The 16178-nt window shown below is 70.0% G+C and carries 16 protein-coding genes; 12 read left to right on the top strand and 4 right to left on the bottom strand.

What is annotated here, in order from left to right:
* Positions 1-90: 90 nt before the first annotated feature.
* Together ACIRQ9_RS10595 and ACIRQ9_RS10590 are read left to right on the top strand one after the other, a co-directional pair.
* Positions 91-2451: an immune inhibitor A domain-containing protein gene (locus ACIRQ9_RS10595; protein ID WP_404169620.1), complete on the top strand. Its 2361-nt coding sequence runs from the start codon at positions 91-93 to the stop codon at positions 2449-2451.
* Between the two features lie 121 nt (positions 2452-2572).
* A complete protein-coding gene (locus tag ACIRQ9_RS10590) occupies positions 2573-2902 on the top strand; it encodes a hypothetical protein (protein ID WP_351322953.1) in 330 nt (109 codons plus the stop codon).
* Positions 2903-3443: 541 nt separating this feature from the next.
* Here the strand turns inward: ACIRQ9_RS10590 and ACIRQ9_RS10585 are convergent.
* Together ACIRQ9_RS10585 and ACIRQ9_RS10580 are read right to left on the bottom strand one after the other, a co-directional pair.
* Positions 3444-4028: an isochorismatase family protein gene (locus tag ACIRQ9_RS10585; RefSeq protein ID WP_404169616.1), complete on the bottom strand. Its 585-nt coding sequence runs from the start codon at positions 4026-4028 to the stop codon at positions 3444-3446.
* A gap of 148 nt (positions 4029-4176) precedes the next feature.
* On the bottom strand, positions 4177-5523 hold the full coding sequence (locus ACIRQ9_RS10580) for a nicotinate phosphoribosyltransferase (protein ID WP_404169613.1): 1347 nt from the start codon (positions 5521-5523) through the stop codon (positions 4177-4179).
* Positions 5524-5579: 56 nt separating this feature from the next.
* On the opposite strand from ACIRQ9_RS10580, the gene clpS reads away from it, so the two are divergent.
* From clpS to ACIRQ9_RS10535, 9 genes are all read left to right on the top strand, one after another.
* A complete protein-coding gene (clpS, locus tag ACIRQ9_RS10575; RefSeq protein WP_404169610.1) occupies positions 5580-5897 on the top strand; it encodes an ATP-dependent Clp protease adapter ClpS in 318 nt (105 codons plus the stop codon).
* Between the two features lie 56 nt (positions 5898-5953).
* A complete protein-coding gene (locus ACIRQ9_RS10570) occupies positions 5954-6559 on the top strand; it encodes a DUF2017 domain-containing protein (protein WP_404169607.1) in 606 nt (201 codons plus the stop codon).
* Between the two features lie 331 nt (positions 6560-6890).
* Positions 6891-8330 (top strand): amino acid permease, encoded by a 1440-nt coding sequence (locus ACIRQ9_RS10565; protein WP_404169604.1) that lies wholly within the window; start codon positions 6891-6893, stop codon positions 8328-8330.
* A gap of 141 nt (positions 8331-8471) precedes the next feature.
* The gene (locus tag ACIRQ9_RS10560; RefSeq protein ID WP_404169602.1) at positions 8472-8894 is read left to right on the top strand and encodes a Mov34/MPN/PAD-1 family protein; all 423 of its coding nucleotides are present in this window, start codon (positions 8472-8474) and stop codon (positions 8892-8894) included.
* A gap of 117 nt (positions 8895-9011) precedes the next feature.
* Positions 9012-9107: a putative leader peptide gene (locus ACIRQ9_RS10555; RefSeq protein WP_404169599.1), complete on the top strand. Its 96-nt coding sequence runs from the start codon at positions 9012-9014 to the stop codon at positions 9105-9107.
* 84 nt (positions 9108-9191) lie between these two features.
* Positions 9192-9470 (top strand): MoaD/ThiS family protein, encoded by a 279-nt coding sequence (locus ACIRQ9_RS10550; protein WP_351322960.1) that lies wholly within the window; start codon positions 9192-9194, stop codon positions 9468-9470.
* Positions 9471-9477: 7 nt separating this feature from the next.
* Positions 9478-10428, top strand: coding sequence for a PLP-dependent cysteine synthase family protein (locus ACIRQ9_RS10545; RefSeq protein ID WP_404169596.1), 951 nt, complete (start codon positions 9478-9480; stop codon positions 10426-10428).
* Between the two features lie 246 nt (positions 10429-10674).
* A complete protein-coding gene (locus ACIRQ9_RS10540) occupies positions 10675-12729 on the top strand; it encodes a putative Ig domain-containing protein (protein ID WP_404169593.1) in 2055 nt (684 codons plus the stop codon).
* 122 nt (positions 12730-12851) lie between these two features.
* On the top strand, positions 12852-13343 hold the full coding sequence (locus tag ACIRQ9_RS10535; protein WP_404169590.1) for a hypothetical protein: 492 nt from the start codon (positions 12852-12854) through the stop codon (positions 13341-13343).
* Between the two features lie 3 nt (positions 13344-13346).
* On the opposite strand, the gene ACIRQ9_RS10530 is transcribed toward ACIRQ9_RS10535, so the two are convergent.
* Complete coding sequence (locus ACIRQ9_RS10530) at positions 13347-13805, bottom strand: type II toxin-antitoxin system PemK/MazF family toxin (RefSeq protein WP_404169587.1); 459 nt, start codon at positions 13803-13805, stop codon at positions 13347-13349.
* A 250-nt stretch (positions 13806-14055) separates the two neighbouring features.
* On the opposite strand from ACIRQ9_RS10530, the gene ACIRQ9_RS10525 reads away from it, so the two are divergent.
* Positions 14056-14808: an MBL fold metallo-hydrolase gene (locus ACIRQ9_RS10525; RefSeq protein ID WP_404169584.1), complete on the top strand. Its 753-nt coding sequence runs from the start codon at positions 14056-14058 to the stop codon at positions 14806-14808.
* A gap of 90 nt (positions 14809-14898) precedes the next feature.
* Here ACIRQ9_RS10525 and ACIRQ9_RS10520 read toward each other — a convergent pair whose 3' ends face one another.
* A complete protein-coding gene (locus ACIRQ9_RS10520) occupies positions 14899-16149 on the bottom strand; it encodes a PTS transporter subunit EIIC (RefSeq protein WP_404169581.1) in 1251 nt (416 codons plus the stop codon).
* Between the last annotated feature and the right edge of the window lie 29 nt (positions 16150-16178).

Here is a 16178-nt window from a genome sequence, read left to right as displayed (position 1 = left end):
ACTTGAATCGACGCGTTGAACGTGCGCGCACGGATCCTTCCATGCATCCGGACCCCCCTTCCGTGCGCGCGGCGCAGGGGAGGACCTCAAGTGACCAACAGATCCTTGACGTTGAGAGCGCTCGCCATCGGGGTGACCCTCGCGACGGCGTCCGCGGGCTTCACCACCTTCGCGGTCGCCCAGGCCGCCACGAAACAGGCGAGCACCACCGTCGACCGCAAGGACCCGTCGACGAAGCAGGACGATCACGACCTCGACGGGCCCCTGAGCAAGACCCAGGAGGCCCAGCGACAGGAAGCCCTCGACCAGGTCATATCCGGCAAGGCCCAGGTCAAGGACCGGGACGGCTCGAAGGTCGTCCAGCTCAAGGGCAAGAAGGGCGACGGCAAGTACGTCGAGCTCGGCCGGGAGAAGACCGACAAGATCTTCACGATCCTGGTGGAGTTCGGCGACCAGACCGACCCCCGCTACGGCGGCACCGTTGGCCCGCTGCACAACCAGATAGCCAAGCCGGACCGCACCAAGGACAACTCCACGGCCTGGCAGGCGGACTACAACCAGGCCCACTTCCAGGACCTGTACTTCGGCACCGGCAAGAAGAGCGAGTCGCTCAAGAAGTACTACGAGAAGCAGTCCTCGGGCCGCTACTCGGTCCAGGGCGAGGTCACCGACTGGGTCAAGGTCCCTTACAACGAGGCCCGTTACGGCAACGACGCCTGCGGAAGCCACGTCTGCGCGTCCGCTTGGAACGCGGTCAGCGACGGTGTGACCGCGTGGGTCGCCGGGCAGAAGGCGGCCGGCCGGACCGACGCGGACATCAAGGCCGACCTCGCCCAGTACGACCAGTGGGACCGCTACGACTACGACGGCGACGGCAACTTCAACGAGCCCGACGGCTACATCGACCACTTCCAGATCGTGCACGCCGGCGAGGACCAGTCCGCGGGCGGCGGCGCACAGGGCGACGACGCCATCTGGGCCCACCGCTGGTACGCCTTCGGCACCGACGCCGGCGCCACCGGCCCCGCGAACAACAAGCTCGGCGGCACGCAGGTCGGTGACACCGGCATCTGGGTCGGCGACTACACCATGCAGCCGGAGAACGGCGGACTCGGCGTCTACGCGCACGAGTACGGCCACGACCTCGGCCTGCCGGACGAGTACGACACCGACGGCGGCGAGAACTCCACCGGTTTCTGGACCCTGATGTCCTCCGGTTCCTGGCTCGGCACCGGCAAGGAAGCCATCGGCGACCTGCCCGGCGACATGAACGCCTGGGACAAGCTCCAGCTCGGCTGGCTCAACTACGACGTGGCCAAGGCCGGCAAGAAGTCCAGCCACAAGCTGGGCGTCGCCGAGTACAACACCAAGAACAAGCAGGCCCTGGTGGTCACGCTGCCCGACAAGGCGGTCACCACCACCGTCGTCGCCCCGGCCCAGGGCGCGACCCAGTGGTGGAGCGGCAGCGGCGACAACCTCAAGAACACGCTGACCCGTGCGGTCGACCTGACCGGCAAGTCCTCGGCGACGCTGAGCCTGGACGGCTGGTACGACATCGAGGCCGGCTACGACTACCTCTACGCCGAGGTGTCCACCGACGGCGGCGCCAACTGGACGGCCCTGGACGGCACGGCCGACGGCCAGGCCATCCCGCGCGACGGCAGCGACAAGCCGGCGCTCACCGGTTCGTCCGCCGCGTACACCAAGCTGTCGTACCCGCTGAACGCCTACGCGGGCCAGAAGATCCAGCTGCGCTTCCGCTACCAGACCGACGGCGGGGTCGCCCTCAAGGGCTTCGCGGCCGACGAGATCACGGTGACCGCGGACGGTTCGGCGCTCTTCTCCGACAACGCCGAGTCGGCGGACCCGGCGTGGACGGCGGCCGGCTTCTCCCGCATCGGCGCGTCCTTCACCAAGGACTACGCGCAGTACTACATCGCGGAGAACCGCCAGTACGTGTCGTACGACACGACCCTGAAGACCGGTCCGTACAACTTCGGCTTCTCGACGACCCGTCCGGACTGGGTGGAGCACTACCCGTACCAGAACGGCCTGTTGATCTGGAAGTGGGACACCTCCCAGGCGGACAACAACACGCACCTGGGCGACGGCGGCCACCCGGGCACCGGTCTGATCCTCCCGATCGACTCCCACCCGACGGCGCTGAAGTGGTCCAACGGCACGCTGATGCGCAACCGCGTGCAGGCCTACGACTCGCCGTTCAGCCTCTACGCGAGCGACGGGATCACGCTGCACAACGCGGACGTGGCGACCAAGATCAGGCAGTCCTCCGGGGTGTCGGTCTTCAACGACCACAAGAGCGACTACTACGACGCCTCGAACCCGACCGGTGGTGTCAAGATCACTGACACCAACACGAAGATCAACATCGTCACGGAGGCCAAGGACGGCTCCACGATGTCCCTCCAGGTCGGACCCGCGGTGAAGTAACGCGCATCTGCGCAGGTCAGAGACGTATCGGCGGCGACCCCCTGGCGGGTCGCCGCCGATCGTGTTTAGGTGCGTCCTGTGGCTTTCTTATTGACACCTACTCGTACGGGGGTATGACCGCATGGCCGCAGGAGGGTTCTGTAAGCTGCCGAACGGCAGCGTGGTGGTGGCACTGAACCTGCCCAGCCCCGCCCCCGCCGGGGGTGCCTCGGGGGTCCGGGTACTGGTCCTCGCCCAGAACCGCGCCCGCGCCCTGACCAGGCTCCGGAACCTCGGCATGCGAGCGGTCTACCTGCGGGGCAACGCCGCCCCGCCGACCCCGGACGAGATCACGGCCGTCCTGCACCACCCCGACGGCCTCATATGGCGCACCGCACCTGACAACGGTGTCACCGCCACCGAACTGTGGCACCCGATCAGAGCCCTCCTCCGAAGATCGGCGGCAGCCTGACCACCGCCCACCGATGACGCCCCGACCTCCAGAGACACGAGGATCTGCGCCCCGGGCCCCCAGGGGCGCGGGGAACTGCGCGCCCCGCCCCCACCGGCCCGCGGCCGCACCACGGCCGTGCGCCGCACCGCCGGCGGGCCGGTAGCAGCCGGGACCGCTCATCGCCGGGGGCACGCCCGACCTCCAGGGGCGCGGGGAACTGCGCGCCCCGCCCCCACCGGCCCGCGGCCGCACACCGGCCGTGAGCCGGGGCGCCGGTAGCAGCCGGGACCGCTCATCGCCGGGCGCACGCCCGACCTCCAGGGGCGCGGGGAACTGCGCAACCCGCCCCCACCGGCCCGCGGCCGCACCACGCCCGTGAGCCGCACCGCCGGGGCGCCGGTAGCAGCCGGGACCGCTCATCGCCGGGCGCACGCCCGACCTCCAGGGGCGCGGGGAACTGCGCAACCCGCCCCCACCGGCCCGCGGCCGCACACCGGCCGTGCGCCGCACCGCCAGGCCGCAAGCAGCCCTCACCACGCCGCCCAGGCGAACGCGGAGGTCACACCACCGGCTTGCCCGTCAGCTCCACGCCCGCCGCCCGCAGCTCCTCCAGCGCCCGCCCCGTCGTCTCCTCCGAGACCCCCGCCGTCAGCTCCAGCAGGACCTGGGTGCGAAACCCCAGGCGGACGGCGTCCAGCGCGGTGGCCCGCACGCAGTGGTCCGTGGCGATCCCGACGACGTCCACCTCGGTGATCTCCCGGGCCCGCAGCCAGTCGCCCAGCGGGACCTCGTTCTCGTCGGCGCCCTCGAAGCCGCTGTAGGCCCCGGAGTACGCGCCCTTGCTGAACACCGCGTCCACCGCCCCGGAGGCGACCGCCGGGGCGAAGTTCGGATGGAAGCCGACGCCCTCGGTGCCGGCCACGCAGTGCGCCGGCCAGCTGTGCACGTAGTCGGGGTTGTCCGCGAAGTGGCCGCCCGGCGCGATGTGGTTGTCGCGGGTCGCCACCACGTGCCGGTAGCCGGCCGGCGCCTGTCCGATCAGCTCCGTGACCGCGGCGGCCACGTCGGCGCCGCCCGCGACCGCGAGGCTGCCCCCCTCGCAGAAGTCGTTCTGCACATCGACGACGATCAAGGCGCGGCGCATGGTCGGTGTCCTTCGCGTTCGGTATCGGGTCGGTCGAGGGGGGAGACGCAGAAAAACAGGGTGCGGGCCCGGCCTGAACTTCCGAGCGTAGAGACTTACGGAGGCTTAGGGGAGGGGGCTTCGCGGGGCGCGTACGCGGGCTCCCGCTCTAGCTACCCGAGCGCCCCTGGACGTACTCCGTCGGAAGGACCGCTTCTCCGCGGGAGAGCTGGGTCGCGGACAGCGGCAGGCCGGCCTTGGCCGCCGCGTGGCGCGCGCGGGAGGCGTCCAGCGGTTCGCGGGCGACCACCTGGCCGGACTTCACCAGCTCGACCAGCAGCTGCTGGTCGACCAGCTCGGCCGGCACCTCGCCGGTGCCGACGACCTCGGCCTCCGCGATTCCGTCGGCGTCCAGCCGCCGCGCCGCCCACTTGCGGCCGCCGACGGACGTCTTGCCGCCGGTGGACTTCTTCGCGACCGGCAGCAGCGGAGCCTTCGGATCGGCGGACTCGGCGCGGGCGACCAGCTTGTAGACCATGGAGCAGGTGGGGTGCCCGGAGCCGGTGACCAGCTGGGTGCCGACGCCGTACGCGTCCACGGGCGCCGCGGCCAGCGACGCGATGGCGTACTCGTCGAGGTCGGAGGTGACGACGATCTTCGTGTCCCGGGCGCCCAGCTCGTCGAGCTGCTGGCGGACGCGGTGGGCGACCAGCAGCAGGTCGCCGGAGTCGATGCGGACGGCGCCCAGCTCGGGTCCGGCGACCTCGACGGCCGTCCGGACCGCCTCGGCGACGTCGTAGGTGTCCACCAGCAAGGTGGTTCCGCGGCCGAGCGAGTCGACCTGGGCCTGGAAGGCGTCCCGCTCGCGGTCGTGGAGCAGGGTGAAGGCGTGGGCGGAGGTGCCGACGGTGGGGATGCCGTAGCGGAAGCCGGCGGCGAGGTCGGAGGTGGTGGCGAAACCGCCGACGTAGGCGGCGCGGGAGGCGGCGACGGCGGCCAGCTCGTGGGTGCGGCGGGCGCCCATCTCGATCAGCGGCCGGTCGCCGGCGGCCGAGGCCATCCGGGAGGCGGCGGCCGCGATCGCCGAGTCGTGGTTGAGGATGGACAGGATCACGGTCTCCAGCAGCACGCACTCGGCGAAGGAGCCCTCCACCCGCATGACCGGCGAGCCCGGGAAGTAGACCTCGCCCTCCGGGTAGCCCCAGATGTCGCCGCTGAAGCGGTAGCCGGCGAGCCAGCGCAGGGTGGGCTCGTCGACGATCTCCCGGTCCGCCAGGAAGCCGAGGACGTCAGGGTCGAACCGGAAGTTCTCCACGGCGTCCAGGACGCGTCCGGTGCCCGCCACGACGCCGTACCTGCGTCCCTCCGGGAGCCGCCGGGTGAAGACCTCGAAGACGCTGCGCCGCTCGGCCGTCCCGGCCTTGAGGGCGGCCTGCAGCATCGTCAGCTCGTACTGGTCCGTGAAGAGTGCCGTCGAGGGAACGTCCACCGGCAGCCCAAGGTCCGCTGTGTTCATGGCAAGCATGCTACCCCCATCTCGTCAGTGTGACGATTTGTGGGCCGCGTGGCAGCATGGGCGATGTGACGTCACCCGCTCCCGTAGAGATCGAACGCCCCGAGTCGGCGGAGGAGGTCTTCGCCGTACCCGAGCCCGACGTCCCCTGGGTGACGATCGTGCACAACGACCCCGTCAACCTCATGAGCTATGTGACGTACGTCTTCCAGACGTACTTCGGCTATCCCAAGGACAAGGCCACCAAGCTCATGCTGGACGTCCACCACAAGGGCCGGGCGGTCGTGTCCAGCGGCTCCCGCGAGGAGATGGAGCGCGACGTGCAGGCGATGCACGGCTACGGCCTGTGGGCCACCCTCCAGCAGGACCGGAAGTAGTCACCCCCTCCTCGACTCGACTCCTCGACCAGGACCGGAAGCAGCGAACCCCCTCCATGCCAGGAATCTTCGAACCGCTCCCCGGCGGCGGCGCGGCCGTCGCGCTCGACGACGTCGAGATCTCGATCATCCGGTCGCTGGCCGTCCAGCTCCTGGAGCTCATCGGCCCCGGCCCCGCCGAGGACGCCCCCGACGACCCGCTCGCCGAGCTGTTCGCCGAGGGGCCGAGCGAGGCGCCCAGCGACCCGGTGCTGCGCCGGCTCTTCCCGGACGCCTACTCCGACCCGGAGCGGCTGCCCGGCTCCGCGCGGGAGGCCGAGGAGCGCACGGCGCACTCGGCGGAGTTCCGCCGCTACACCGAGAACGACCTGCGGGCCGGCAAGCGGGAGAGCGCGCTCGCGGTCATCCGCTCCCTGGACGCGCTGGCTCCGGTGGGGGAGGGCGGCGCGGTCCTCGAACTGGCGCCGCAGGAGTCCCGGCAGTGGCTCGGCGCCCTGAACGACCTGCGCCTGGCCATCGGGGCCCGCCTCGACATCACCGACGAGGACGACACCGATCTGCTGTACCAGCTCCCCGACGAGGACGCGCGCAAGCCGATGGTGATGGCCTATCTGTGGCTCGGCGGCCTCCAGGAGACCTTGATCGCCACCCTTATGTCGTAATCCGCCCTGCTTTCGCGTTCGCTCAGAGGACGCTCAAATCCGGATAACGATCCAGTCACCGTTGTGGCCCGGTATGGCTGATTCGGCTCATCTTTGTCCGGTTCTTTCTGTGGTGTGCGCCACAATGCCTCGCGGGCGATCCCTGTGATCAGTGTGGCGACCGTGATAAATCTTCACGACCGCCCGGCGGCACCACCCACGTGCCCGTCCGGGTGCGCCACCGAGCCGACCATCGTCGGCCAGGCACCACTCCAGCAATCCGGGGGGATCGAAACCCGATCCGCGGCCGACCAGAGGCCCGGGTCGGCATGGAGAAAGGCGCACACCACACATGACCTCCGCTCAGGTCGACACGTCGGAGCAGTCCTCCGAAGCCTCGGGAGAGGGATACGAGCGCGGACTCGGCAGCCGCCAGGTCCAGATGATCGCCATCGGCGGCGCCATCGGCGTCGGCCTCTTCCTCGGCGCCGGGGCGAACATCGCCAAGGCCGGTCCCAGCCTCATCCTGATGTACGCCCTCGCCGGCGGCATCATCTTCTTCATCATGCGGGCGCTCGGCGAACTGCTTCTGTACCGCCCGGTCTCCGGGTCCTTCGCCGAGTACTCACGGGAGTTCCTCGGCCCGTTCTTCGGCTACTTCACCGGCTGGACGTACTGGCTGATGTGGGTCGTCACCGGCATGGCCGAACTGACGGCCGCCGCGATCTACGTCAACTACTGGTTCCCGTCCGTCCCCCAGTGGGTGACCGCGCTGGTCTTCCTGGTGATCCTCTTCGGGGTCAACCTCATCTCCGTGAAGGTCTTCGGGGAACTGGAGTTCTGGTTCTCCATGGTCAAGGTCACCGCCCTCATCGGCATGATCGTGATCGGTCTCGGCGTCCTCACCTTCGGCTTCAGCGCCGCCGGTGACACCGCGTCGGTGGCGAACCTCTACCAGTTCGACGGCTTCTTCCCCAAGGGCGTCGGCTCCTCCCTGATGACCCTCCAGGGCGTCATGTTCGCCTACCTCGCGGTCGAGCTGGTCGGCGTCACCGCCGGCGAGTCCGAGAACCCGGAGAAGACCCTCCCCAAGGCGATCAACACCCTCCCCTGGCGCATCGCCCTCTTCTACGTCGGCGCGCTCACCGTCATCCTGTGCGTCGTCAAGTGGACCGAGTTCGCACCGGGCGTCTCCCCGTTCGTCGCGGCCTTCGCGAAGATCGGCATCCCGGCCGGCGCCGGCATCGTCAACTTCGTCGTGCTGACCGCCGCGCTGTCCTCCTGCAACTCCGGCATGTACTCCACCGGCCGGATGCTGCGGAACCTGGCGGACAGCGGCGAGGCCCCGGCCGCGTTCCGGAAGCTGTCCGCGTCGAAGACCCCGGCGTTCGGCGTCACCGTCTCCGTGCTCTTCATGGGCATCGGCGTGATCCTCAACTACATCGTCCCGGAGAAGGCGTTCGGGTACGTCACCTCGGTGGCCACCGCGGCCGGCATCTGGACCTGGCTGATGATCCTGATCAGCCACGTCCTCTACCGCCGCGCGGTCGACGCGGGCCGGCTGCCCGCCTCCCCGTTCCCGGCGCCGGGCGGCGCGGTGTGCAGCTGGATCGCCATCGTCTTCCTGCTCTTCGTGACCGGCCTGATCGCCTACGACGGCGACTCCCGGGTCTGCCTGTACGTGATGGCCGGCTGGGCCGCAGCCCTCGGCGTCGGCTGGCTGGTCCTGAAGAACCGCCGTCCGGAGGTCACCGAGCGGCGCGAGCGGACGTCGCTGGAGAAGGTGAGCTGACCCCCTCGCCACCCCCTCAGGACGTCCCGCCGCGGGGAGCTCTCGTGGCGCCCCCCGCGGCCGCCGCTCAGGACGTCCGGCATGTGGGCCGCCCCGTACCAGCCTTCGGTACGGGGCGGCCCTCTGCTTATCCTGGCCGACATGCTGACCATCACCCAGGAACTCGTCGACCGGATCGTCGCCCACGCGCGCAAGGACCACCCCGACGAGGCGTGCGGCGTCGTGGCGGGAGCGGCCGGATCGGACCGCCCCGAGCGGTTCGTCCCGATGCTGAACGCGGCCATGTCGCCGACCTTCTACGAGTTCGACTCCGGCGACCTGCTCAGGCTCTACCGCGAGATGGACGACCGCGACGAGGAGCCGGTGGTCATCTACCACTCCCACACCGCGACGGAGGCGTACCCGTCCCGGACGGACATCAGCTACGCGAACGAGCCCGGCGCGCACTACGTCCTGGTCTCGACGGCCGACACCGACGGCGGCGGCGACTTCCAGTTCCGTTCCTTCCGCATCGTCGAGGGCGAGGTCACGGAGGAGGAGGTCAGGACCGTCGAGGCGTACTGACGCCCGGCGGCCCCGCACGCCCCGGCGCCCCTGGGGTGTCTCATTCCTCGGCCGGAAAGTGTCCGTCATCCGAGATCACACTCGGGGATGGGCGCCGGGAATCGATACGATGACCCCATGGTTCTGAACGACGTGAGCGACAAGGCGCGGAGCACCCTGCTCGTGGCGCGGCTGCACGTCGACCTGTGCAGGCTGAACAGCGCATTCTGTTGACGTTCCCTGCCGCCGTACGGCCGTGAGCCGCGGCGTGCCGCCGCGCGCCCACCCACCCAGACTTTCCGACAGGAGCCCTGAGCCATGGCCATCGAGGTCCGCATCCCGACCATCCTCCGCCAGTACACCGACGGTCAGAAGGCGGTGGACGGCAGTGGTGGCACCCTCGCCGAGCTGTTCGCCGACCTCGAGAGCAGGCACCCGGGCATCCAGGCCCGCATCGTGGACGACGGCAAGCTGCGCCGCTTCGTCAACGTGTACCTCAACGACGAGGACGTCCGGTTCGTCGACGGCATCGAGACCAAGCTGACCGACGGCGACACCATCACGATCCTGCCGGCCGTGGCCGGCGGCATGGCCTGAGATCGGCATGCGCTACGACTCCCCGTTGGCCGCGGTCGGCAACACCCCCCTGGTGCGCCTGCCGCGGCTCTCGCCCTCTTCCGAGGTGCGGATCTGGGCCAAGCTGGAGGACCGCAACCCGACCGGCTCGGTCAAGGACCGCCCCGCCCTGCACATGATCGAGCAGGCGGAGAAGGACGGCCGGCTCACCCCGGGCTGCACCATCCTGGAGCCGACCTCGGGCAACACCGGGATCTCGCTGGCGATGGCGGCGAAGCTCAAGGGCTACCGCATGGTGTGCGTGATGCCCGAGAACACCTCGCAGGAGCGCCGGGACCTGCTGGGCATGTGGGGCGCGGAGATCATCTCCAGTCCGGCGGCCGGCGGTTCCAACACCGCCGTGCGGGTGGCCAAGGAGATCGCCGCCGAGCACCCGGACTGGGTGATGCTCTACCAGTACGGCAACCTGGACAACGCGGGGGCGCACTACGCGACGACCGGGCCGGAGATCCTCGCCGACCTCCCCTCCGTCACGCACTTCGTCGCCGGACTCGGCACCACCGGCACGCTCATGGGCGTGGGCCGCTATCTGCGCGAGCACAAGCCGGACGTGCGGATCGTCGCCGCCGAACCCCGCTACGACGACCTCGTCTACGGGCTCAGGAACCTCGACGAGGGGTTCGTGCCCGAGCTGTACGACGCCTCGGTGCTCACCACCCGCTACTCGGTGGGCTCGGCCGACGCCGTGACCCGGACCCGTGAACTCCTGCAACAGGAGGGCATCTTCGCGGGCGTCTCCACCGGCGCCGCGCTGCACGCCGCGATCGGTGTCGGGAAGAAGGCCGTGCAGGCCGGCGAGAGCGCGGACATCGTGTTCGTCGTCGCCGACGGCGGCTGGAAGTACCTCTCGACCGGGGTCTACACGGCCGCCACCACCGAGGAAGCCATCGAGACCCTCCAGGGTCAGCTCTGGGCATAGCCCTCATCATGCACGCGCCAACCCCCTCCTATGAGGGGGCTAAGCGCTGTCCATGCCGTAGCAAAGATCTTCGTCCGGGGGGACCGGCCTCCGTGGAACCCGGCTAGCTTCTCCTCGTCCTGTTCATGCCATGCATGTCGGCATCCCAGGGTGTTCGAAGTGTCATGCTCATGACTGCGCGCACTCTGCCGCCGCTACGCGCGTCACGGGCCTGCCTGTAACCCCACCGATGGAGGCAGTACCCCCATGCGTGAATCTCGACGGAGCCTGCGAAGACTCCTGGCCGTCGCCTTCCCCGCCCTCGCCCTCGCCGTCTCCGGATTCGCCGCGGCACCCACCGCCGGAGCCGTCCAGCCCGCGGCCCCCCACGCCACCACCAGGGCCACCCAGAACGCCAAGGCCCTGACCGACCCCGCCCACCAGGCCGTGCACGGCACGGGCAAGGCCGGTCAGAAGGTGCCCACCGAGCACCTGTGCGCCACCGCCACCAAGGCCGGCCAGGTCTCCTGTTTCGCGCAGCGCCGCACCGACATCAAGCAGCAGCTGGCCTCGGCGCTCGCCGCCGCCCCCTCCGGCCTGAGCCCCTCGAACCTGCACAGCGCCTACAACCTGCCCTCGACGGGCGGTTCCGGCCTGACCGTCGCCGTGGTCGACGCGTACAACGACCCCAACGCCGCCTCGGACCTGGCCACTTACCGCTCGCAGTTCGGCCTGTCGGCCTGCACCAAGGCCAACGGCTGCTTCCAGCAGGTCAGTCAGACCGGTTCGACCACCTCGCTGCCCACGAACGACTCCGGCTGGGCCGGCGAGGAAGCGCTCGACATCGACATGGTCAGCGCGGTCTGCCCGAACTGCAACATCATCCTCGTGGAGGCCAACTCCGCCAACGACACAGACCTCGGCATCGCCGAGAACGAGGCCGTCGCCCTCGGCGCCAAGTTCGTCTCCAACAGCTGGGGCGGCTCCGAGTCCTCCTCCCAGACCGGCGAGGACACCTCGTACTTCAAGCACCCGGGCGTGGCGATCACCGTCTCCGCCGGTGACGAGGACTACGGCGCCGAGTACCCGGCGACCTCCCAGTACGTGACCGCCGTCGGCGGCACCGCGCTGTCCACCTCGTCCAACTCCCGCGGCTGGACCGAGTCGGTGTGGAAGACCAGCTCCTCCGAGGGCACCGGCTCCGGCTGCTCCGCCTACGACGCCAAGCCGAGCTGGCAGACCGACACCGGCTGCTCCAAGCGCATGGAGTCCGACGTCTCCGCGGTCGCCGACCCCGCCACCGGCGTGGCCGTCTACGACACCTACGGCGGCTCCGGCTGGGCCGTCTACGGCGGCACCAGCGCCTCCTCGCCGATCATCGCCGGCGTCTACGCCCTCGCGGGCACCCCGGGCTCCGCCGACTACCCGGCGAAGTACCCCTACTCCCACACCGGCAACCTGTACGACGTCACCAGCGGCAACAACGGCTCCTGCTCGACGTCGTACTTCTGCACCGCCGGCACCGGCTACGACGGCCCGACCGGCTGGGGCACCCCGAACGGCACCACCGCCTTCACCGCCGGCAGCACCTCCGGCAACACGGTGACCGTCACCAACCCGGGCAGCCAGTCGACCGTCACCGGCAGCTCGGTCAGCCTCCAGATCTCGGCGACCGACAGCGCGGGCGCCTCCCTCACCTACAGCGCGACCGGCCTGCCCACCGGCCTGTCGATCAGCAGCTCCGGCCTGATCTCCGGCACGGCGTCCACCGCGGGCACCTACCAGGTCACCGTGACGGCCAAGGACTCCACCGGCGCCACCGGTTCGGCCTCGTTCGGCTGGACCGTCAGCACCAGTGGCGGCGGCACCTGCACCTCGTCCCAGCTGCTCGGCAACCCGGGCTTCGAGTCGGGCAACACCACCTGGACCGCCTCCAGCGGAGTCATCACCAACGACACCGGCGAGGCGGCGCACGCCGGCTCCTACAAGGCCTGGCTCGACGGCTACGGCTCCACCCACACCGACACGCTCTCCCAGTCGGTGACGATCCCGTCCGGCTGCAAGGCGACCTTCACCTTCTACCTGCACGTCGACACCGCCGAGACCACCACCAGCAGCCAGTACGACAAGCTGACGGTCACCGCCGGTTCGACGACCCTGGCCACCTACTCCAACCTCAACAAGGCCACCGGGTACGCCCAGAAGTCCTTCGACCTGTCGTCCTACGCGGGCTCGACCGTCACCCTGAAGTTCAGCGGTGCGGAGGACTCCTCCCTGCAGACCAGCTTCGTCGTCGACGACACGGCCGTCACGACCGGCTGATCCGTCCGTGACATGACCGGATCCCGCACCCGGAAGCCGTCCGGGTGCGGGATCCGTCTGTCCGGGGCATACGTCACATCGGCATCAAGGGTTCCGTTCCCCGACGGAAAGGCGGACACCCCATGCGCCGTACGACGGCCCACCGCACCTCGCTCGCCGCGGCGACCCTCCTCCTGCTGGCGGGCTGCGGCTCGCAGAGCGCGGACACCGACCAGGGCAGCGGCAAGGTCTCCTCCCCGCCGTCGTCCCCCGCCCCCGCCACGAGCCCCGGCGCGAGCGGCTCCGCGGCCGGCTGCACGCCCCGGACCTCCGAACTCACCGCCGCCGACGACCGCGGCACGGTCTGCGTGCAGGTCGGCGGACAGCTCCGGCTCACCCTCGACGGCACCCGGCAGCGCCCGTGGAAGGCCGTCACGGTCGACGGCGACGGACTGCGGGCCACCAACGGCGGGATCGTGCTCCAGCCCGGCGACGCCACCGCCGCCTACACCGCCGTGGCACCCGGCACCGTCACCCTCACCTCGTCCCGGCCGCTGTGCGCCGAGCCCGCCACCCCCGGCGGGGTCTCCTGCAAGGGCATCCAGGAGTGGCAGGTCACCGTCCGGGTGCGGTGACCCTCAGGGCGCCAGGTGCCGGACCTGGTCCCAGAGCACCGGGTCGACCACGCCCACCCGGCGCCGGAACTCGCCCACCGACACCTCGCGCAGCTCGTCCGTCTCCAGGAAGCTCGGCCGGCCCCGGGCGTCCCCGACCGAGCCCGGCGGCAGCGGGATCACACCGGCCCGCTCGTCGTGGTACTTGCTGGTGATCTTCGCGACGGTCGCCCGGCCGCCGCGCACCGCGAGCACCAGACAGGGCCGGTCCTTGGCGCCCGGCCCGTCCTCGTAGGGCACGTTGGCCCACCAGATGTCCCCGGGCCGGGGCCTGCCGGTCTGCGCGCGCGGCGGACGCGGATGCCCCGGCGGCCGGGTGCGCTGCCCGCGCGGACGATGCCCCCGGCCCCACCCGTCGACGAGTGTGGCGACCAGCGCCAGCAGGACGACAGCCGCGAGCGCGAGCCACCATGACGTGTCCATACGACGACGTTACCGGCGCGAGATGACCAACGCGCGCCCTTGTGCGATCCTCATCCGCCCCTAGTCCAGCCGAACCGGTGACAGCACAGGTGAGTTCGCCCACAACGGCCCCTGGCAGAGGAGCGACCGGCCCTTTTGCGCCTTACGCTCGACAAACCGCACGACCCGCTCCCCCCCCCGCTCACCTCTCTGTTCTCCGACTCCAGTTCCCGGTCGTACCGGGTGTTCCGCCAACGGAGGTTTCTGCTTCATGAAGCTCACCGTCGTCGGCTGCTCGGGGTCGTTCCCGTCCGCGGAATCGGCCTGCTCGAGCTACCTCGTAGAGGCCGACGGCTACCGGTTGCTCCTCGACATGGGCAACGGCGCCCTGGGCGAGCTGCAGCGCCACTGCGGTCTCTACGACCTCGACGCGATCTTCCTGAGCCATCTGCACGCCGACCACTGCATCGACATGTGCGCCTACTTCGTGGCGCGCTACTACCGCCACGACGGCGGCCCGTGCCCGCCGATCCCGGTCTTCGGACCCGAGGGCACCGAGCACCGTCTCACCACGGCCTACGCCGACACCCCGAGCGCCTCCTCGATGAGCGAGGTCTTCGACTTCCACACGGTCAAGCCGTCCACGTTCGACCTCGGCCCCTTCACGGTCCACACCGAACGGGTCCGCCATCCCGTGGAGGCCTACGCCGTCCGCGTCGAGCACGCCGGGAAGTCGCTGACGTACTCGGGCGACACGGGCGTCACGGAGGCGCTGGAGACACTGGCCCGGGACACCGACCTGTTCCTGTGCGAGGCGGCTTTCACGCACGGCAAGGAGAACATCCCGGACCTGCACCTCAACGGCCGCGAGGCCGGCGAGACCGCGGCCCGCGCCGGCGCCGGGCGCCTGGTCCTCACCCACATCCCCCCGTGGACCGACCCGGCGGTGAACCTCGCCGACGCGCGCGAGGTCTTCGACGGTCCGGTGGACCTGGCGGTGCCCCGCGCCGTCTACGAGATCTGACCCGCCGCACCACGGGGTTCAGGCCTGTGGGCACGGCAAAGGCCCCCGCAGCCGCCGGGCTGCGGGGGCCTCGTCATGGCCGGGCCGGACTCACGCCTTCGTGAGGTCCTCGACCTCCTCCTCGGGCTCGCGGCCCGGGGTGGGGAGGTTGAACCGGATGATCGCGAACCGGAAGACGAAGTAGTAGATCGCGCCGAAGACCAGACCGATCGGGATGATCAGCCACGGCTTGGTCGCCAGGTTCCAGTTGAGCGCGTAGTCGATGACACCCGCGGAGAAGGTGAAGCCCGCGTGGACGCCGAGCGCCCAGGTGATCGCCATGGACAGGGCGGTCAGCACCGCGTGGATCGCGTACAGCAGCGGCGCGATGAACATGAAGGTGAACTCGATGGGCTCGGTCACACCGGTCACGAACGAGGTCAGCGCCATCGACAGCATCATGCCCATCACGGCGGCACGGCGCTCCGGGCGGGCGGTGTGCGCGATGGCCAGGGCGGCGGCCGGCAGGCCGAACATCATGATGGGGAAGAAGCCGGACATGAACTGACCGGCCGTCGGGTCACCGGCGAAGAAGCGGGTGAGGTCACCGTGGACGATCTGGCCGGAGGCGTTCTTGAAGTCGCCGATCTGGAACCAGGAGACGGTGTTCACGAACTGGTGCATGCCGACCGGGATCAGCGCACGGTTGATCAGGCCGAACAGACCGGCACCGAAGGCGCCGAGACCGGTGATCCACTGGCCGAAGTCGGAGATGCCGTCACCGATGGGCTTCCAGATCAGGCCGAAGAAGACACCCATGACCGTGCCCACGAAGGCCATGATGATCGGGACGAGCCGGCGGCCGTTGAAGAAGCCGAGCCAGTCGACCAGCTTGGTCCGATGGAAGCGCTGCCAGACCACCGCGCCGAGGAGACCCATGATCAGGCCGCCCAGCACACCGGGGTTGTTGTAGGTCGCGGCTATGTCCGCGCCCGCCTGGACCTTCGCCTCGGTGACGGGGAAGGCCTTGAGGACGTTGCTGTAGACGAGGAAGCCGACCAGGGCGGCCAGTGCGGTGGAGCCGTCGGACTTCTTGGCGAAGCCGATCGCCACACCGATGCAGAAGAGCATCGGGAGGTTGTCGAAGATCGCGCCACCGGCCGTCGCGAACACCGCGGTGACCTTGTCGGGCAGGTGCAGCTTGTCGTGGATGTCCTGCTGGCCGAAGCGGAGCAGCAGACCCGCGGCCGGGAGAACGGCGATCGGGAGCTGTAGGCTGCGGCCGACTTTCTGCAGGCCTTGGAACAGCCCGGATCCCCGCTTCTTTGCGGGGGCCGCCGCGGGCACGGTGGCGGTGCTCATAGACTTCCTCCATCGGTGGTGGTCTACAC

This window comes from Streptomyces sp. NPDC101237, from assembly GCF_044767465.1.
Lineage (GTDB): Bacteria > Actinomycetota > Actinomycetes > Streptomycetales > Streptomycetaceae > Streptomyces > Streptomyces gramineus.
The sequence above is the reverse complement of the archived record's forward strand: the minus strand, read 5'-3'. Positions and strand labels throughout refer to the sequence as shown.